Origin of the sequence: Enterobacter sp. RHBSTW-00318 (genome assembly GCF_014101375.1) — a bacterium.
Taxonomy (GTDB): Bacteria; Pseudomonadota; Gammaproteobacteria; order Enterobacterales; family Enterobacteriaceae; genus Enterobacter; species Enterobacter ludwigii.
This window is the reverse complement of record NZ_JABXQH010000001.1, coordinates 3,702,783-3,721,690: the sequence shown is the minus strand read 5'-3', so window position 1 is coordinate 3,721,690 and position 18,908 is coordinate 3,702,783. Positions and strand designations below refer to the sequence as shown.

General features: G+C 47.2%; 17 protein-coding genes and 1 pseudogene. 14 read left to right on the top strand and 4 right to left on the bottom strand.

The window, feature by feature from the left end; all coding sequences use genetic code 11:
• Positions 1-32: 32 nt before the first annotated feature.
• Positions 33-1,946, bottom strand: coding sequence for a DUF927 domain-containing protein (locus tag HV157_RS18410; RefSeq protein ID WP_047749357.1), 1,914 nt, complete (start codon positions 1,944-1,946; stop codon positions 33-35).
• Between the two features lie 84 nt (positions 1,947-2,030).
• The gene (locus HV157_RS18405) at positions 2,031-2,978 is read right to left on the bottom strand and encodes a tyrosine-type recombinase/integrase (protein ID WP_249420795.1); all 948 of its coding nucleotides are present in this window, start codon (positions 2,976-2,978) and stop codon (positions 2,031-2,033) included.
• Between the two features lie 678 nt (positions 2,979-3,656).
• Between HV157_RS18405 and HV157_RS18400 the strand changes: the two genes are divergently transcribed.
• The 14 genes from HV157_RS18400 to HV157_RS18335 all read left to right on the top strand — a co-directional run bounded on the left by HV157_RS18400 (position 3,657) and on the right by HV157_RS18335 (position 16,884).
• On the top strand, positions 3,657-4,010 hold the full coding sequence (locus tag HV157_RS18400) for a hypothetical protein (protein WP_029403626.1): 354 nt from the start codon (positions 3,657-3,659) through the stop codon (positions 4,008-4,010).
• A complete protein-coding gene (locus tag HV157_RS18395) occupies positions 4,003-4,434 on the top strand; it encodes a hypothetical protein (protein ID WP_052954245.1) in 432 nt (143 codons plus the stop codon). The genes HV157_RS18400 and HV157_RS18395 overlap by 8 nt, the downstream gene beginning before the upstream one ends.
• A 46-nt stretch (positions 4,435-4,480) precedes the next feature.
• Positions 4,481-4,909, top strand: coding sequence for a DUF2787 family protein (locus tag HV157_RS18390; protein WP_000098181.1), 429 nt, complete (start codon positions 4,481-4,483; stop codon positions 4,907-4,909).
• A gap of 58 nt (positions 4,910-4,967) precedes the next feature.
• The gene (locus HV157_RS18385) at positions 4,968-5,432 is read left to right on the top strand and encodes a lecithin retinol acyltransferase family protein (RefSeq protein WP_023293479.1); all 465 of its coding nucleotides are present in this window, start codon (positions 4,968-4,970) and stop codon (positions 5,430-5,432) included.
• Positions 5,411-5,650: a DeoR family transcriptional regulator gene (locus HV157_RS18380; protein ID WP_023293480.1), complete on the top strand. Its 240-nt coding sequence runs from the start codon at positions 5,411-5,413 to the stop codon at positions 5,648-5,650. The genes HV157_RS18385 and HV157_RS18380 overlap by 22 nt, the downstream gene beginning before the upstream one ends.
• A gap of 77 nt (positions 5,651-5,727) precedes the next feature.
• Positions 5,728-6,111 (top strand): hypothetical protein, encoded by a 384-nt coding sequence (locus HV157_RS18375; RefSeq protein ID WP_017382952.1) that lies wholly within the window; start codon positions 5,728-5,730, stop codon positions 6,109-6,111.
• Between the two features lie 143 nt (positions 6,112-6,254).
• The gene (locus HV157_RS18370) at positions 6,255-7,004 is read left to right on the top strand and encodes a DUF3944 domain-containing protein (protein ID WP_032165641.1); all 750 of its coding nucleotides are present in this window, start codon (positions 6,255-6,257) and stop codon (positions 7,002-7,004) included.
• Positions 7,005-7,106: 102 nt separating this feature from the next.
• Positions 7,107-7,820 carry a WYL domain-containing protein gene (locus HV157_RS18365; RefSeq protein WP_032165642.1) on the top strand — a complete coding sequence of 238 codons (714 nt, stop codon included), beginning with the start codon at positions 7,107-7,109 and terminating at the stop codon, positions 7,818-7,820.
• 58 nt (positions 7,821-7,878) lie between these two features.
• A complete protein-coding gene (locus HV157_RS18360; protein ID WP_000582609.1) occupies positions 7,879-8,190 on the top strand; it encodes a hypothetical protein in 312 nt (103 codons plus the stop codon).
• A gap of 70 nt (positions 8,191-8,260) precedes the next feature.
• A complete protein-coding gene (locus tag HV157_RS18355) occupies positions 8,261-10,129 on the top strand; it encodes a DUF262 domain-containing protein (protein WP_230677153.1) in 1,869 nt (622 codons plus the stop codon).
• Positions 10,130-10,331: 202 nt separating this feature from the next.
• A complete protein-coding gene (locus tag HV157_RS18350; protein ID WP_000202811.1) occupies positions 10,332-11,888 on the top strand; it encodes a type I restriction-modification system subunit M in 1,557 nt (518 codons plus the stop codon).
• On the top strand, positions 11,885-13,093 hold the full coding sequence (locus tag HV157_RS18345) for a restriction endonuclease subunit S (protein WP_001293047.1): 1,209 nt from the start codon (positions 11,885-11,887) through the stop codon (positions 13,091-13,093). Before HV157_RS18350 ends, HV157_RS18345 begins: the two co-directional genes overlap by 4 nt.
• Before the next feature lie 115 nt (positions 13,094-13,208).
• Complete coding sequence (locus HV157_RS18340) at positions 13,209-16,325, top strand: HsdR family type I site-specific deoxyribonuclease (RefSeq protein WP_182268807.1); 3,117 nt, start codon at positions 13,209-13,211, stop codon at positions 16,323-16,325.
• A gap of 220 nt (positions 16,326-16,545) precedes the next feature.
• The gene (locus HV157_RS18335; RefSeq protein ID WP_000117288.1) at positions 16,546-16,884 is read left to right on the top strand and encodes a 5-fold beta-flower protein; all 339 of its coding nucleotides are present in this window, start codon (positions 16,546-16,548) and stop codon (positions 16,882-16,884) included.
• Between the two features lie 184 nt (positions 16,885-17,068).
• Here the strand turns inward: HV157_RS18335 and HV157_RS18330 are convergent.
• Positions 17,069-17,719: pseudogene (locus HV157_RS18330) on the bottom strand (5'-nucleotidase); the annotation flags it as partial.
• A gap of 25 nt (positions 17,720-17,744) precedes the next feature.
• A protein-coding gene (locus HV157_RS18325; protein WP_180245966.1) for an IS3-like element ISSen4 family transposase occupies positions 17,745-18,865 on the bottom strand; the annotation gives its coding sequence in 2 pieces (ribosomal slippage) (positions 17,745-18,607 and positions 18,607-18,865; 1,122 coding nt in all).
• Positions 18,866-18,908 lie beyond the last annotated feature (43 nt).

Here is an 18,908-nt window from a genome sequence, read left to right as displayed (position 1 = left end):
TTGTTATTCAGTCAAAATGGTTTTATTCAGGGTTAAAATTCGGTCATCACATTGCATTTCAGAAACGCTTTTTTGACCTGGTAGTAAGACTGCGCCATCGTCTTCAGCGCTCTTTTTTTATAGTGTCCGGCACTTTCGCCAAGCAGATAACCGGAACGCTCTAACGGTCTGGCCACATCAACGGTCTTAAGTCCCTTTTCAGAACAGAGCTTTTCAAACACCGATTCATAAATCAGGAAGTCGCCGGTTTTGTAATGGACGAATCCCCACATATCTCCCGGGCATCGGGCATGTTCGTCACGCAGGGTGATAAAGTGCCTGCTGCTTTTTGTCACCAGCGTCAGCTGAAGCTCCTCCAGCATGTTACGCACCGGGTTATACTGATTCTGGTTATCATCCAGCCAGCGTCGTGCAGCGGATATAACGGATTTAGCCACCGCATCGCTTTCGAAAGGTAAAAGGCCATATTTCAGCGCCTTCTCTCCTGCCAGCCATACCAGCGCAAATCTTTTCAGTCCGCGCCGCTGAACGCGGGTAATATCACGCCCCTCATCCCTCAGGGCCTCTTCCAGTGCGTTACAGCAATCATCTGTCTGTTCCTGGAGCCAGGATGAAAACTCTGCGTAGGTGCGAAGACCGCCAGCCGTATTTTTCCCGGATAACAGTTTGCCGATAAATGCAGGCCCGGCATGACCATAAGCCTCTGCCAGCCCCGTCTTCAGTGCATCTGCACGGGCACGTGTTTCTGATACCGGTTCATCCGGTTTTTGAGCATCCTCAGGCAACAGTTCCATACTGATGGCCCTGTGCTCCTGCCCTCCCTGTAACACGGCTTTCTGTTCAGCCAGCTTTTCGGAGATTGACATCTCACCGGTGGAGAGAATAAACATGCGCCATTTAAACGGCTCATCTGCCGTCAGGCCACGGTTCAGGCGCTCTTTTGCCGTACCTGACGTAATGTTGTAAAGCAGTGAGGAAAGTTGCTTATGATTACTCGCACCCAGTTCATCGACGCAGGCGACCAGACCGGAATAGTCAGCGAGAAGGCGCTCCATCGCGTTAGGCGTGGTATTCCAGCGAATAATATTTACATTCCCCCCACTGCCCGGCTCGCTGCCATCACCATGGACCGATGCAGCCAGCATCAGGAGAAGCGTTTTACCGGTGGTGGATACGCCGTGAAAATGAAACATGCCCACATCCATACCGGCAGGAACCAGAAGCATCGAAGCAAAGGACGCACTCAGCGCAAAGGTCTGCGCCCAGCCATGGACATTTTCCCGGATGAGGTTAATCCACTCCTCCAGAGCCCCACCTTTGTGCAGTCCGGGACGCACGCGGAATCCCGGCAGCAGATAATCAAACCCGGTCAGAGAGGTCACAACGGGCTCATGACCATGTAAAAAGGCCATATCCTCCGAAACGAATCCCATCGCATCTGCCATCAGATAGACAGGCAGCGGTAAACTCCGGCAGCGCTGAAGAAAACGGTCAAAAAGGGCAAACTGCTGTGGAGAGGAGCCAACACAAAATCCACGATCTGCCAGTTTGCCTACTACCTGAGCACCGCTCTGAACAATATCCTCAAAGCGCACCAGGGCCTTAACATACTTACCCAGCCCGTTACCGGTCATCAGGCGAATCCCAAGACTGGACTCCTTATCTTTCCCGCAAAACAGGGCGACAGGCACAACTGGCGTACCGCAAACCAGCACAGGTTTCTGTCCACCGATGTAGAAAAGGCCATCAGCCGTATTCACATAATGCCGTGGCAGCCCATCACTAATACCGAGTGAAGCGATATCATCTTCACCGACTTCAGTCTTTTCAGCACGCCTGATAATTGCCTCCGACATTTTGGTGAAATTTTTATCGCGGTCAGCAAAAACGCGAATACGCTTAATCCCGGAAACCTTAGGAACATTAGTTGTCACTTTTTTATTCATGTGTATTACCATCAAATTACGCCACCGTCAGAAAACGGGTGCATCAGAACCATAGTTAAAAACCATACCGTTGAGTGAAGGTTGTTACCCCATCGCCCGGTTAACGACTTCGTGGTAACGCGCCGGGGAAGCGTGCAAGTAAAGCTCCGTTACTTTGATAGTGCTGTGGCCCAGTAAGTCTTTGACGGTGTGAATGTCGGCCCCGCTCTCAATGAGCTTTGTCGCAAAGGTATGTCGCATCTCATGGATGGTGAACGGTGGAATACCCGCAGCCTCACAAAGCCGTTTTTGCAGGCGACGCGGCTCAGAAACCGGATTATCGGTCCCCTTGCCCGGAAATACCCAGCCTTCATCACCCAGATGCTGACGCTGTTCTGTCAGAAGAACGAAAGCCTTATCACATACCGGTACACGGCGGAGTTTGCCGTTTTTGGTGTGGCGAAGGGTGATAACCTTTCGGCTCCAGTCCACATCCTCAAGGCGAAGATGACGGGTTTCCCCCAGACGCAGTCCCGTCAGGGCAAGGAACATGAGCAGAGCAAGAGCTTCATGATCGGGATTACCATTACGCCAGCGCTCACAGACATCCATCCAGCACTGAAGCTGGGAGTCATCCATGGCGCGTCTATCTGACGTCACTTCAGGCAGCGCTTTGATATAAAGCGCCGGAGAGCGGCTGATATATCCCATGCGGATAGCCCAGGTAAACACCGCTTTAATGAGTGCCAGATGGCGGTTGCGGGTGGCAGGCTTGAGATCGAGATCATGCAGATAGGCCACAATGTCCGCCTCCGTCATATCGGCGATTTTTTTATCGCCAAGACGAGGGAGTAGATACTTGTGAATTTTAGACAGGTCTGTCCTTGCTGAACGCTTAATACCTTTGTTCAGAACCTCTTCAACGTATGTTTTCAGCAGGCCATTAAAGTCCATTTTTTTAATCTTACGGTAATCTTTACCGTGCTTTTTAGCGCTCTCTTTCAGGCCGGTGATAATTTCAGACGCAATTTCACGAGCCTCTGCAACAGACAATTCAGGATATCGTCCAATACGCTTGTAGATATTTTCGCCACAGATACTTTTGCGAACGATAAAAGTGGCTCCATCAGGGCTAGCAGGAGAGGCAATTATCTTTAGCCCCGTCAGTTTACTATCACTGGCTTCGACTGTCCGGCCCTCATGCAATGCACGGGCACAGCTTTCCGCAATCACGGATTTAGTTAATGGCTGATTAGCCTTTTTTGTGGAGGGATATAACTTCATATCGCGTTCATCTCTTCAAAATAATAAGAAACAAATTACAAGAGACGCTGGCCAGCGATGTTCCAATACTATCCATGATTAATTGCTACAGCAAATTGCCACCACAGCATAATATACCGAGAGCAACTACAAAAACCCTCAAACAGCAGAACAAAAAAATTAAATGATAATTAATGCCACAAACAACTTATCCATTAAAATCAGATAGTTAATTTATTTTCCGTATAAATTACCTGAAGTTCGGGGGGGAAACCATTGTGAGATCTTTTTCGCCCTGAAGAACCTTGCCAAAACGGATCGTGTTCGTTTTCCGAAAATAAGGCCTCCAGAATATTCATCTTTTTTACCAGCCCCCGGTAAAAGTCATCCGGCGAATCAATCTCCGTAATGGCAGCAGCATGGAAAATATATTATTTCATGGAATATCAGTAATATATGGAGAAAGCCATGTTTAAACTCACTACCCCCACCAGTCTTCCCCTTCTCAACCTGCCCACCTCCGCGCTGGAAGCCCTCAGAAATGAAATCCTTGGACCTGTCGATGATATCAACCTGTTTACCGCCTTCTGGAACGAAACGGGAACCCTGCTCTGGCATCTCAACCACGATGACACCCTCCCCGAAGACCCGCTGCTGGCAGTCGCACTGGCTAACCCGGAATACGTCACCGCGCTTGATGATGGCTGGTATCTCCTGCTCGGTATCGTCTGCGATAACGGACAGGGTATCTATCTGGTGTTCCCGGACACGACCGTTATCACTCAACTCCGGAACCTGATTGAGGCGCAGAACCATGAGTAAGAAAAAAAACGCTACCGAAGCCGCCGTCACCGAAAGCTATACCGTGTTCTACAGGGGTGAAGCCGAGAAAATCAGCCCCCACAGTAAAGGACTGCTGACGTATGAGCTGGGTAAAGAGGGTGAAACCGGGAGTCTTGCCCTGCGCTTAACCGCCAATGGCGAAGGGGGCCTGTTCTCCCGTGAATGGATAGCGCTTGATGCGATTCACGCCATTCTGGAACAGCAGCCAGACAGCTTTCCATCCCGTGTATTTCGCCCACTGTTTGGTCAGGGCAGCACCAATAACGCAGGTTTTCTTGCTGCTGTGCTCAGAAGTCCGGATATCTGCCTTATCGAAGCGGACAGCAGCAGACTCTTTATGCACCGCTGCTATGCCGACTGGCAGCATCGTATGACGCAGCTTGCTACGCTCAGCCAGGACTAACCCCGCTTTTTCTGTGTTCTGTTAACCAAAAATCAGGAAATTCACTATGTCATCACCCGTAATATTGCAGGGCGGCTATGTGCTGCCGCTCTCCCGGTCGTTCACCCAACTGCTTCTGGGTATCGTTGCGCAAAAACCGCCTCATCGTCACCCCATCACCGGATTAACCATTAACTTCCGTGACCCTGAATACTCACCGGAAAAGGGCGGCTGGCATCCGGTCGAAATACGCCTCATCCCTGCCGGAGAAGACTGGCAGCTCGATTACGTCACCGATTTTCACTATGCAGGGCATCCATGGCCTGAGCTTGAAAAAGATGTCGATGTGAGCTGGACGCAACAATACACGTGGCTTTCCCGTTGTGGCGATATCTCTCATGTCGACGCCCGTGAGTTCTGGTCGCTATGGGAAAGTAACTTTATGGCTTACCACGATATGGGGGTTTTCACGGTCCGTACGTTGTGGGAAAGCTGAGTGTTCACAACGTTTCCCCCGCATCCCCCCTCTCCCCCGTAGTAAGGAACTGAATGTTATGTACCGGCTTCTGCTGCTGAACTTCGTGGATTCATTTATCGATAACTGCATTCTCTCCTGCGTCGATGAACCGGCTTACGGTGGTATCGTGCAGTGCGAACTGCTTTTTGGCCTTGCCGCACACAGCGGTATCTATGTGGGTAACGGCGATATTGTTCATCTTGATGGCGATGGAACCGTTATCAAAAGTAAGGCTAAAGGGTTTCTTGACCGGCTCGATGGCTGGAACTCCGCTATCTCGGTGTATACCGACTGTATGGATTTGACGCCTCAGGGTTGTGCGCAGGCCGCTGAACGGGCAAAGGCGGCAGTGGGTCAGCGCTATCCTTATAGCCTGCTCGACTTTAACTGCCACCGGTTTACTGCCCGCTGCGTTACCGGCGATTCGTGCCCTGATATCTGGCTTGCCAGACACCTCGATTCTTTTCAGAAAGGGGACCGATGGCGCGTATGGCAACGATGAAAGCCAGCCGTTGCAGGCAACGTGTCACCGGACAGGGAGAACGGCTTATCCGGCTGACCATGGCCCTGTTTTACGGTCAGACAATATCTGTTCGCTACATCATCCGGCAGTTTGACGTATCTCCCCGGACCGCAAGACGGGACCTCGCTCAACTGGCCTTTGTGCTGGAATCCGCTGGCCCTCACCGCTGGCGACTGGCTCCCTCGCTGAAACCCTGACTTTTTTCTCTGCCGGACATCTCCTGACCACCCCGTATGGCAGGCTGTCTCCGCTTTTCAATCCATAAGGGAACATGATGAAAATTTTAAAACTGTTAACCGCCACAATTCTGCTTTCCGCCTTCAGCCACAGCGCGTTCGCCGACGAGCAGGCTGACGCTCAGATGATAACCAACTCGACCTTCTGCGCGATGTACTCCACCCGCCTGACCCAGACCAGTGACAGCGGCCTTCAGGTAAAAGGCGTTAATCTCAATGCCCGCTTCAACGGACCGGTATTCAACCGGGTACTTCAGGTGATGAACAAAACCTATGGCAGAACCTGGCTCGAATCAAATGCCCGTAACGGCAGCATGACCGCCATGCAGCTTTCGCAGTCGGAGCTGCTCTATAACCCGGAATATGCCCGGCAGTGCGATGCCTTTGCGGATAAAGTGGAAAAGGAATGGCGCGGAAAGTAATCCCGACGCGTTATACCTCCATCCGGTGAACAGAAACCTGCTTTCGGGCAGGTTTTTTTTTACTTTTTTGTTTTTCAGGCGGACAAACCCTGTCCGGGGGCTTCCTTAAACTGTCAGGTCCAATATCTGCAATGAGGTGAAATATGGCTACCTACCGACACGACCCCGACCTTGAGTTTCTGCGCCACTGCCATCGTGACGATCTGGATTTACTGGTTTCTGTGCTTATCTGCGATCCGAAAGACGGACTGGCACGCATCACGGAAACGCTGACTTACGATCCTCAGTATAAAAAACACAAGCCCAACCACCCGCGCTACTGGGATGCCATTGCCGCCGAAGTTCAGACCTTTGGGGCGAACAGCTTTGCCACGCTGCTCCGCTGGGGGAAAGGGGTGCTGTACCGGGAAATTCTTACCGATGCCTGCGATAAAATGAAGGTGAACTACAACAGCAAATCCAGTGTTGAAACCATTGAAATGAATCTGCTGATGAAGATTCTGGAGAAAAGTCTTGAGAAGATGACGCCCGACCAGCTAAAGACTGTGGCGGAAGAATTGCAGACAGGCTACAGCAATCCCACGCCGGAGCTGCTGACCATGGCAATCCAGGCGGGGATAAAAACATCCGGATTTGCGGCCTATCAGATGGCGCTTGTTGTCACAAATGGCGTAGCAAAAGCCCTGTTAGGCAGAGGGCTGACCGTTGCAGGAAATGCCATGCTGACACGGACTATGGGCGCTTTTGCCGGTCCCGTGGGCTGGGTGCTCAGTTCTCTCTGGCTACTGATAGATTTAGCCGGTCCCGCATACCGGGTGACGCTACCATCCTGCATTTTTATTGCCTACATGCGCCAGAAGCATCTTTATTCACCTGAGAATACTGACGTTTAGCACTTACATTTAAGGTATTCAGACTTTAAAAAACTTCAGAGGGCGGACAAATCCTGTCCGCTACTGCTGGCATTATTTCCCGGCTAAATTCGGAAATGATGTATGACGCTGATAACACAAGAAAACGAACATGACAGACTGGCAACCCGCCTTTCCATCATCCTGAGCCGTTTGTTTCAGGGTGAAAAGCTGCATATCGGGACGCTGGCAGAAGAATTTGGAGTGACGACGCGAACGCTGCGACGGGATTTCAACGTCCGTCTGACGTACCTTGATATTGAACAGAGCAACGGCGTGTATCAGCTTGCCTCACATTACTTTCGTCGCCGCACGGAACGGGATATGAAGATACTGGCGAGGTTGCTGCATCTTGACCGTCTGTTACCCGCGATGGATGCCAAACTGCTGAGCCTGATGCTTGACGGGGAACGTCCCTCGCCATACAGGATTATGCTACCGGAGCCGCGCCAGAAACCCACCCTTTTCGGTGATTTCAGCAGACTGACGCTCGCCATACTTAACCAGACCCAGGTGCGTATCAGAACCGACGAAAACGTCAGCCATACCGTTCATCCCTACCGTCTGCTTTGCAGCCATGCGGAGTGGTTTCTTGCCGGATGTACGTCATCGGGCGTGTTCGTTATTTCCCTGTCCCGAATCAGGCTGGTTGAGGTATTACCGGATACAACGTTTGAGATCGATAACACACTCATTTCGCTGATTGAACAGTCTGACTTTATGGAAGCCTTACCCCACATGAACATTATTCATCAGATAATGCATTACGGGAGTAAACAGACGAATAATCGTAATTAAAATCACAACATATTATTAGTGATGATTAAATCACATTAACATGATAAGTGAGAAAATTATGATTATCGATAAAGAATACGCACTTGTAGATGCAACAGCAAGACTTAACACTGACCTGAGGGATTATGAACATGAAATAAACAACGCCGCCATTATAACATTTGGCAATGACCTCATTGAGGTAATCGTATATCAGTTCAGCTTTATCATCAGCATCAGGGCAGAGGGTGAAAAAATAAAGCACGGCCTTCTTGTTAACTTCGGTAAAAATATAGCAAGACAGGTTTCATCACTTTGTGCATCCGCAATGCGAGTCTACCCGAATGAAAAACACAAACCGAGCCGTCAGCTTTTCCATTGCATAAATTAGTTTGTGCAAAGACTGTACTACCGACACGCTTTAAATTAAAATAGGTCAGCTAATATAACATATGAGGTTTATGATGGCTGGCCAGTATGAAAAAGCAATAACGATAAAACAAGCGATAGATTTGATTAATTTACGCCACTATCTTCTGCCTGCAATTCAGAGGAAGTTCGTCTGGAGCAGCAGTCAAATATGTTTGCTGTTTGATTCCATCATGCGAGACTATCCGATAAACTCTTTCATGATGTGGGATATCCGTAGTGCCAGTATTAAAAATGATTACAAATTCTATGAATTCCTGAAAGAATACTGTCAGCGATTTAATGAAGAAAACCCCTGCGTAGCAACAAATGCTGGATTTCATGATTTCAAGGCGGTGATTGATGGTCAGCAACGTCTCACATCATTATATATTGGATTGTGTGGAACGTATGCGTATAAACAGCCCCGGGTGTGGTGGCCTTCGGCACAGGATGATCGCATCCTGCCGCCAAGAAAGCTTTACGTCGATTTAACAGCGCCACTTAATTCAGACGATGAGCTCATGATGAAGTATAACTTCAGGTTCCTGACCGACAAGCAATACACTGATTCACTTACAGACAACAAACATCACTGGTTCTGCCTGCACGAAATATTCAAATACGAGCAGTATGATTCCCCTGATGATATTTTATTTAACGTTGTCGTACCAGAACTTGAAAAAAGAGATCTCATTTCCAGTGAGTTTTCCAGAAAAACTCTGCTGAGACTTTATACAAAAATAAGAACTGAGAACATCATCCACTACTTCAATGAGAGCAGTCAGGATATTGACCATGTGCTGGATGTTTTCATACGCACGAACAGCGGGGGGACAAAACTTGAGTTCTCCGACTTACTGATGTCAATAGCGGTAGCGCACTGGCAGGGTGATTTCAGAAGAGAACTGGATGAACTGACAAAAAATATTTATCAGAACAACGAAATGGGGTTTTATATTGAAAGAGACTGGTTCTTAAAAACCAGCCTGATGCTTATTGACTCTGACGTCCGGTTCAAAGTAAAAAACTTCACTTCAGAGGAGGTCGGTAAGATACAACAACAATGGTCTGAAATAAAATCCTGTATCAAGGAGACCTTTATTCTTATCAGGCGATTCGGCATCAATCCACAGTCTTTGATATCTAAAAATGCAGTCATTCCTGTGGCCTACTGGCTTTACAAAAAGCAAACCAGTGGACATCCATTATATACAACGATTAACCTCCTGAATAAAAACCACAATGAACGCTCAGTAATTAGCCAGTGGTTTTACATGGTACTTCTGAAAGGGATCTTTGGAAGCCAGGCCGATGCGCTACTCACGAGCATCAGAGATGTAATGAAAAATAGTCTTTCAGATATTCATTTCCCTCTTGAGAAGATTATTGACAGATATAAAGGCTCGAATAAAGACCTTAGATTTGACGACGAATACATCGAAAGCCTTCTCAATATCAGATATGGCGAAGGTCGTTGCCGCGCACTATTGCATCTTCTGTTCCCTGAAATGAATCCAACCGAGGTGTTTCATATTGATCACCTTCACCCAAGAAATCATTTTTCAAAGAAATATCTTGAAAAACTAGATTATATTGCGAATTCACCTGAGAAGCTCAGCTTTTATGAAAATCCGGAATACTGGGACACCATACCGAATCTTCATTTACTGAATCACTCTCAGAATATAAGTAAACAGGATACTTCCCTGAAACAATGGCTATCTCAGCCATCAAACAACTATTCGCCATCAATGCTGTTAGTTTCAGATGAAAATATTGAGTTCAGTCGCTTCCCGGAATTCTACAATGAGCGAAGAAACGCCCTGAAGCAAAGACTACTGAGTCGGGTGTTTCTTACAACAAAAATAGATTCATCACCATCCACAATGGATACGGATGAAGAAATTCTCACTGACTGATCTTAAGCCCCGAAAGTGTTGGGGCCTCAGTATTTATTGTCAGCACAACGTTTCTACTGGCCTGACTGAAAGAGCGTTGGTTACATAACCGGGCAAACGAACACTCAGTACAACGCATGACATGCAAAGCCTGCCAACGGAATGAAATTGCGATAAAATCGGGCCAATAGCAGTACTTAAGAATCATACAACAGGATACAAAATGACAAGCCTTCAGCAGCGTGCAGAGCTACACCGTCAAATCTGGGCCATTGCCAATGATGTCAGAGGCTCCGTAGATGGATGGGATTTTAAACAGTATGTACTCGGTGCACTTTTCTACCGCTTCATCAGTGAGAATTTTTCCAGCTACATGGAAGCAGGGGATGAGAGCATACATTATGCAGCACTTGATGACAGCATCATTACCGATGACATCAAAGACGATGCCATCAGGACTAAAGGCTATTTCATCTACCCGAGCCAGCTGTTCTGCAACGTTGCCGCTAAAGCTAACACCAACGACAGGCTGAATGCTGATTTAAACAGTATCTTCGTCGCTATTGAAAGCTCAGCCTACGGCTACCCGTCGGAGGCCGACATCAAAGGCCTGTTCGCCGATTTCGATACAACCAGCAATCGACTGGGTAACACAGTTAAAGACAAAAACAGCCGTCTTGCCGCCGTTCTGAAAGGCGTTGAAGGGCTTAACCTGGGGAATTTTAACGAGCACCAGATTGACCTGTTTGGTGATGCCTACGAGTTCCTGATTTCTAACTATGCGGCAAATGCCGGTAAGTCTGGAGGGGAGTTCTTCACACCTCAGCACGTCTCTAAGCTGATTGCTCAGCTTGCGATGCACGGTCAGACTCACGTCAACAAAATCTATGACCCTGCCGCAGGTTCTGGCTCACTGCTGCTTCAGGCGAAGAAGCACTTTGATAACCATATCATTGAAGAAGGTTTTTATGGTCAGGAGATAAATCATACAACCTTTAACCTGGCGCGTATGAACATGTTCCTGCACAACATCAACTACGACAAATTTGATATCAGACTGGGAAATACTCTGACTGAGCCTCACTTTGGCGATGAAAAACCGTTTGACGCGATCGTCTCTAACCCGCCGTACTCGGTTAAGTGGATTGGCAGCGATGACCCGACTCTGATTAACGATGAGCGTTTTGCCCCGGCTGGCGTTCTGGCCCCCAAATCAAAAGCTGACTTCGCCTTTGTGCTACATGCACTAAACTACCTGTCAGCTAAAGGGCGTGCAGCAATAGTTTGCTTCCCCGGTATTTTCTACCGTGGCGGAGCAGAGCAGAAAATCCGCCAGTACCTGGTCGACAACAACTATGTTGAAACGGTGATTTCTCTGGCACCAAATCTGTTCTTCGGCACCACCATTGCCGTTAACATACTAGTGTTGTCCAAGCACAAAACCGACACAAGTGTTCAGTTTATTGACGCCAGCGGGTTGTTTAAGAAAGAAACCAATAACAATATCCTGACTGATGGTCATATTGAACAGATTATGCAGGTCTTTGCCAGCAAAACAGACGTTGACCATTTGGCGAAAACCGTACCTCAAGAAACAGTTGCTGCCAATAACTATAACCTGTCAGTGAGCAGCTATGTGGAAGCGAAAGATAACCGCGAAATAATCAATATTGCTGAGCTGAATGCAGAACTGAAAACTACGGTCAGCAAAATCGACCAGTTGCGTAAAGATATTGATGCGATTGTGGCTGAAATTGAAGGCTGCGAGGTGCAGAAATGAGCGAGTTGAGTTATCTGGAAAAATTGCTGGATGGGGTTGAGGTTGAGTGGAGCAACCTGGGAAATCTTTGTGATATATTCACCGGAGGGGAGGCTCCACAAAAACATATCAAGGGAGATACTCCGACAAGTGATTACCAATACCCCATTTATGGCAATGGCGCTGAAATCTATGGTTATGCTGATAGCTACAGGATTGGTCAAGATGCTGTAACCATATCCTCCATTGGTGCCAATACAGGAACCATTTATTTTAGAAAGGCATTCTTTACACCAATAATAAGGCTGAAAGTTGTAATTCCTAAGCATAGTTGGCTTTTACCAAGATATTTATTCCACTATTTGTCATCGCAAACTATTAACAGCAAGAGTAGTAGCGTTCCAAATATGAATGCATCTGATGTAAAAAAACTGAGCATCCCCATCCCTTGCCCTAACAATCCGGAAAAATCTCTTGCCATCCAGTCTGAAATCGTCCGGATTCTGGATAAATTTACTGCACTTACCGCTGAGCTTACCGCTGAGCTTAACATGCGTAAAAAACAGTACAACTACTATCGAGACCAGTTGCTGAGTTTTGATAACGAAGATGTTCCACATTTACCTATGGGGCAAAAGGATATTGGCGAGTTTATCCGGGGTGGTACTTTTCAGAAAAAAGACTTTATGGATGCAGGTGTAGGATGCATACACTATGGTCAAATCTATACGTATTACGGAACATACACAAAAAAAACAAAAACACATATTTCAGCCGCACTTGCAAAAAAATGCAAGAAGGCTCAAAAGGGAAATTTGATTATCGCAACCACCAGTGAGAATGATGAGGATGTATGTAAAGCTGTTGCATGGTTAGGCAGTGATGATATAGCAGTAAGCAGTGATGCCTGTATTTATAAACATAATTTGAACCCTAAGTATGTCTCATATTATTTTCAAACAGAACAATTCCAAAATCAAAAAAGACAGTATATTACTGGCGCAAAAGTTCGGCGTGTAAATGCTGATAATTTATCTAAAATATTAATTCCTGTCCCTTCTATGGCGGTACAGGAACGTATAGTATCCATTCTCGATAAATTTGATACCCTCACTAACTCCATCACCGAAGGTCTCCCGCGTGAAATCGAGTTGCGCCAGAAACAATACGAGTACTACCGTGATTTACTGTTCAGTTTCCCGAAACCAGAAACCGCCAGCAACTAACAGGCATTGATACCGTTAGGGTATGCTTTCACCCGCCCGGTATCAGGCTTTAGGAATACCGGGAGATGCTTCTGATACCCTTCCGGACTTTGCCAGATGACGCACAGGATGCACCATGACACAACAGACACACACCATTGCTGAATCCAATAACTTTATCGTCCTTGATAAATACACCAAAGTTCTGGAGACCGGTGACAGCTACCAGAGCGAATCGGACCTTGAGCGGGAACTGATTCAGGACCTTCTTAATCAGGGTTATGAGTTTATCTCCGTTAAGTCACCGACAGCGATGCTGGCGAATGTGCGGGACCAGCTTCAGCGTCTTAATGGTGTGGTGTTTAACGAAAGTGAATGGCGGCGTTTCGCAGAGCAGTATCTCGACAGCCCCAGTGACAGTAGCCTGGACAAAACCCGTAAAATTCATATCGACTATATCTGTGATTTTACGTTTGATGATGGTCGTCTGGAAAACATCTATCTGATAGATAAAAAGAACCTGCTGCGCAATAAGGTGCAGGTCATTCAGCAGTTTGAACAGACCGGCTCACACGCTAACCGTTATGACGTCACCATTCTGGTTAACGGCCTGCCACTGGTGCAAATCGAACTCAAAAAGCGCGGCGTGGCTATTCGTGAAGCCTTTAACCAGATACACCGTTACAGCAAGGAAAGCTTTAACAGCGACAACTCCCTGTTTAAATACCTGCAACTGTTTGTGATATCTAACGGAACCGATACCCGGTACTTTGCCAGTACCACTAAGCGGGATAAAAACAGCTTTGATTTCACCATGAACTGGGCGAAGTCGGATAACACTCTGATTAAGGACCTGAAGGACTTTACCGCCACTTTCTTCCAGAAGCATACCCTGCTGAATGTTCTGTTTAATTACAGCGTGTTTGACAGCAGCCAGACGCTGCTCGTCATGCGCCCCTATCAGATTGCTGCCACTGAGCGAATCCTCTGGAAAATTAACAGCTCATTTAAAATGAAGAACTGGTCAAAACCCGAAAGCGGCGGGTTTATCTGGCATACCACCGGGTCAGGTAAAACCCTGACCAGCTTTAAGGCCGCACGACTGGCAACCGAGCTGGACTTTATTGATAAAGTCTTCTTCGTGGTCGACAGGAAAGACCTCGATTACCAGACCATGAAGGAGTATCAGCGCTTCTCTCCGGACAGTGTGAATGGTTCGGATAATACAGCAGGCCTCAGAAGAAACCTGGATAAGGACGATAACAAAATCATCGTCACAACCATTCAGAAACTCAATAACCTGATGAAAGCCGAAGCTGACCTGCCCGTCTATCAACAGCAGGTGGTGTTTATCTTTGATGAGTGTCACCGCAGCCAGTTTGGTGAGGCCCAGAAAAACCTCAAAAAGAAATTCAGACGCTTCTATCAGTTTGGTTTTACTGGTACGCCTATTTTCCCGGAAAATGCACTGGGGGCAGAAACCACCGCCAGCGTCTTCGGGCGTGAATTACATTCTTACGTAATTACTGATGCGATTCGTGATGAAAAAGTGCTGAAGTTTAAGGTGGACTATAACGATGTCCGCCCACAGTTTAAGTCTCTTGAAACGGAAACTGATGAGAAAAAACTCAGCGCGGCTGAAAACCAACAGGCATTTTTGCACCCCCTGCGTATCCAGGAAATAACGCAATACATTATCAATAACTTCCGGCAGAAAACACACCGAACCTTCCCGGGAGCTAAGGGCTTTAACGCCATGTTAGCAGTTAGCAGCGTGGAAGCGGCAAAAGCTTATTACACGACGTTTAAAATGCTACAGGAAGAAGCGGAGAAGAAATCTGGCAGCTATAAACGCCTTCGGGTTGCAACCATCTTCTCCTTTGCTGCAAATGAAGAGCAAAGCGCCATTGGTGATATTACTGACGAAAGCTTTGATACCAGCGCAATGAACAGCAGCGCGAAGGAATTCCTGGATTCAGCCATTGATGACTATAACAACCACTTTAAAACCAATTTCAGTACCGACAGTAACGGCTTCCAGAACTACTACCGCGATTTAGCTCAACGAGTGAAAAATCAGGATATCGACCTTCTCATCGTGGTGGGAATGTTCTTAACCGGCTTTGATGCCCCGACGCTTAACACTCTTTTCGTTGACAAAAACCTCCGTTATCACGGCCTGATGCAGGCATTTTCCCGCACAAACCGTATCTATGATGCCACCAAAACCTTCGGCAATATCGTGACGTTCAGGGACCTGGAGCGTCCGACCATTGATGCCATCACACTTTTTGGCGACAAAAACACCAAGAATGTGGTGCTGGAAAAAAGCTACGAAGAGTACATGCAGGGCTTTACCGATGCGGCAACCGGTGAGGCTAAACGAGGTTTTATGGCTGTTGTTTCGGAGCTGGAGCAGCGCTTCCCTGACCCTGCCAGTATCGACAGTGAAAAAGAGAAAAAAGCCTTCGTCAAACTGTTTGGTGAATATCTGCGGGCAGAAAACATCCTTCAAAACTATGATGAATTTGCCACGCTGAAAGCCCTGCAGAAGGTTGATATTAGTGACCCGGAAGCGGTAGAAACCTTTAAAGCAGAGCACTATGTGGATGATGAAAAATTTGCTGAATTACAAACCATTCGTCTCCCGGCAGAACGTAAAGTTCAGGACTATCGCTCAGCATACAATGATATCCGGGACTGGCAGCGACGCGAAAAAGCAGCAAACGACAGGGATAAATCAACCACAGACTGGGATGACGTGGTGTTTGAAATTGACCTGCTGAAGTCGCAGGAAATTAACCTGGACTACATCCTTGGTCTGATTTTCGACCACAATCGTCAGAAAAAAGGTAAAGAAGCCCTGACTGAAGAGGTCAGACGCTTAATCCGCTCAAGTCTGGGCAACCGTGCCAAAGAAGGTCTGATTGTTGACTTTATTCAGCAAACTAACCTTGATGACATGCCGGACAAGGCCAGTATCATTGATGCATTCTTTACCTATGCTCAGCGTGAACAGCAACGGGAAGCAGAGGCGTTGATTAAGGAAGAAAACCTCAATGAAGAGGCTGCAAGGCGCTATATCCGCACATCACTAAAACGGGAATATGCTACCGAAAATGGGACGGAGTTAAACGAGACGCTACCAAAGCTCAGTCCGTTGAATCCTCAGTACAAAACGAAAAAGCAGACTGTATTCCAGAAAATTGGGGCGTTTATCGAAAAATTTAAAGGGGTTGGTGGACACCTCTAGTAGCCAGATAAAAGAACAATGCGCCACCGCAATTTATAGGTAAGATTGTATCTTTTAAACTGCGTCAGACCTGTATGATCGATGAAGCGCTGGTTAATGTTAATGCTAACTGGATGAATTTTTAACGCACATTCAAACAATTAGCGTCCAGAACTCACAGAAACCACTGCTTGATTTTGGATGGTAAAGTACTGAATAGATGTATCACAGGAGAATACTTATGAGCGTAACTATAAAAGACGATCGACTCAGGACTATCGCGACCTTTGATGGCAAGACCTTGAAAGATGATCGACTGAGGACCATCGCGACGTTTGATGGTAAAGCCCTGAAAGACGACCGACTCCGCACCATCGCTACCTTTGACGGTAAAACCCTGAAAGACGACCGACTCCGCACCATCGCAACATTTGATGGGAAGACCTTGAAAGACGATCGACTCCGCACCATCGCAACTTTTGATGGTAAAACACTTAAAGACGACCGACTCAGAACCATCGCGACAGTTAATGGTAATGTCAGTATTGTTGTTTTGGCGTTTGCTGCTCGGCTATTTTGAGGTTTAACATTTATGATATTATCTTTTTATTTTTACATCAAAAAAAATACCGAAGCCCATAGTTTATTTAAACGATAGATTTTATTGCAAGACTATCTTCGGCAGATAACTGTCATCTGAGAAAAATTCGTGACCATGATGATAGTTCCGCCCCGACTCATCGGGGCAATGACATTGACATAAATTAAGCTGGCTTGATTGACAATATTTGCTGATATAATGGTGAGCGAGAAGCATAAGGTACTCGGCCTGAAGGGACATATACTGATGCTGGCTCAAGGTGGACATCTTGATCATCAAAAAATATATGAGGATTGAAAGCTTTAAGTATTTTTGTTTTCTCGACCCCACCCAGAAAGAATGCCTCATCAACATTTATCCCCCAAGCTCTTAATGTTTTTATAACTCGTAGCTCGGATGGGCTATTTCTTGCTGTAACAAGAGCAATTCTTATCGGTGAATAATCAACTCTTGCAGGTAATCGGTCTTGTAATCTCGCTATTTTTTTTAGCAGCATTGCATAAGGACCTTCCGCCAAAGGTTCATTTTGCTTGGCATTTTCTTGTGCATGGAAACTGTTAATTCCTTTCGTTTTATAGACAATCTCACTCGACTCATCGAATAAGACAGCATCACCATCAAAGGCAATTCTTACCTGATCTTGCGGATATTTTATAGATTCTTTTGGCGGTTCCTTTAAAATAGCAACTGCACAGGCATTAGAGTCGATAACGCGCTGTGCATCATCAATACTGGTTGTAAGAAAGAGATCCACATTGAAAGCCTCGAGATAGTCAACCACCGTTTCACCACCTGTGAATACTGACCTTGTGACCTGCCCCCACGATTAGATACAACACTCAGTTAGTAACGCCGGAATCTTCATTCTCAGAATGACCCTTTCTCCAGCCCGCTGCAAATTCAGACGGTGTCTGATAATTCAGCGTGGAGTGCGGGCGGCATTCGTTATAATCCTGCCGCCAGTCATTAATAATTTTCCTGGCATGAACGATATCGCTGAACCAGTGCTCATTCAAACATTCATCGCGAAATCGTCCGTTAAAGCTCTCAATAAATCCGTTCTGCGTTGGCTTGCCCGGCTGGATTAAGCGCAACTCAACACCATGCTCAAAGGCCCATTGATCCAGTGCACGGCAAGTGAACTCCGGCCCCTGGTCAGTTCTTATCGTCGCCGGATAGCCTCGAAACAGTGCAATGCTGTCCAGAATACGCGTGACCTGAACGCCTGAAATCCCAAAGGCAACAGTGACCGTCAGGCATTCCTTTGTGAAATCATCGACGCAGGTAAGACACTTGATCCTGCGACCGGTGGAAAGTGCGTCCATGACGAAATCCATCGACCAGGTCAGATTGGGCGCCGCCGGACGGAGCAGCGGCAGACGTTCTGTTGCCAGCCCTTTACGACGTCTTCTGCGTTTTACGCCCAGGCCACTGAGGTGATAAAGCCGGTACACGCGCTTATGATTAACATGAAGCCCTTCACGGCGCAGCAACTGCCAAATACGACGGTAGCCAAAACGCCTGCGCTCCAGTGCCAGCTCAGTGATGCGCCCTGATAAATGCGCATCAGCAGCCGGACGGTGAGCCTCATAGCGGCAGGTCGACAGGGATAAACCTGTAAGCCTGCAGGCACGACGTTGCGACAGACCGGTCGCATCACACATCAACATCACGGCTTCCCGCTTCTGGTCTGTCGTCAGTACTTTCGCCCAAGAGCCACCTGAAGCGCCTCTTTATCCAGCATGGCTTCGGCAAGCAGCTTCTTGAGTCTGGTGTTCTCTTCCTCAAGCGACTTCAGGCGCTTAACTTCAGGCACCTCCATACCGCCATACTTCTTACGCCAGGTGTAAAACGTGGCATCGGAAATGGCATGCTTGCGGCAGAGTTCACGGGCGGGTACCCCAGCTTCGGCTTCGCGGAGAATACTGATGATCTGTTCGTCGGAAAAACGCTTCTTCATGGGGATGTCCTCATGTGGCTTATGAAGACATTACTAACATCGG

What these genes read in the sequence shown, in the direction of transcription:
- HV157_RS18390 (WP_000098181.1), top strand. Translation starts at nt 4,481, where the DNA reads ATGTCATCACCCGTAATATTGCAGGGCGGCTATGTGCTGCCGCTCTCC.
- HV157_RS18380 (WP_023293480.1), top strand. Translation starts at nt 5,411, where the DNA reads ATGGCGCGTATGGCAACGATGAAAGCCAGCCGTTGCAGGCAACGTGTC.
- HV157_RS18395 (WP_052954245.1), top strand. Translation starts at nt 4,003, where the DNA reads ATGAGTAAGAAAAAAAACGCTACCGAAGCCGCCGTCACCGAAAGCTAT.
- HV157_RS18360 (WP_000582609.1), top strand. Translation starts at nt 7,879, where the DNA reads ATGATTATCGATAAAGAATACGCACTTGTAGATGCAACAGCAAGACTT.
- HV157_RS18370 (WP_032165641.1), top strand. Translation starts at nt 6,255, where the DNA reads ATGGCTACCTACCGACACGACCCCGACCTTGAGTTTCTGCGCCACTGC.
- HV157_RS18335 (WP_000117288.1), top strand. Translation starts at nt 16,546, where the DNA reads ATGAGCGTAACTATAAAAGACGATCGACTCAGGACTATCGCGACCTTT.
- HV157_RS18350 (WP_000202811.1), top strand. Translation starts at nt 10,332, where the DNA reads ATGACAAGCCTTCAGCAGCGTGCAGAGCTACACCGTCAAATCTGGGCC.
- HV157_RS18345 (WP_001293047.1), top strand. Translation starts at nt 11,885, where the DNA reads ATGAGCGAGTTGAGTTATCTGGAAAAATTGCTGGATGGGGTTGAGGTT.
- HV157_RS18375 (WP_017382952.1), top strand. Translation starts at nt 5,728, where the DNA reads ATGAAAATTTTAAAACTGTTAACCGCCACAATTCTGCTTTCCGCCTTC.
- HV157_RS18340 (WP_182268807.1), top strand. Translation starts at nt 13,209, where the DNA reads ATGACACAACAGACACACACCATTGCTGAATCCAATAACTTTATCGTC.
- HV157_RS18355 (WP_230677153.1), top strand. Translation starts at nt 8,261, where the DNA reads ATGATGGCTGGCCAGTATGAAAAAGCAATAACGATAAAACAAGCGATA.
- HV157_RS18365 (WP_032165642.1), top strand. Translation starts at nt 7,107, where the DNA reads ATGACGCTGATAACACAAGAAAACGAACATGACAGACTGGCAACCCGC.
- HV157_RS18400 (WP_029403626.1), top strand. Translation starts at nt 3,657, where the DNA reads ATGTTTAAACTCACTACCCCCACCAGTCTTCCCCTTCTCAACCTGCCC.
- HV157_RS18410 (WP_047749357.1), bottom strand. Translation starts at nt 1,946, where the DNA reads ATGAATAAAAAAGTGACAACTAATGTTCCTAAGGTTTCCGGGATTAAG.
- HV157_RS18385 (WP_023293479.1), top strand. Translation starts at nt 4,968, where the DNA reads ATGTACCGGCTTCTGCTGCTGAACTTCGTGGATTCATTTATCGATAAC.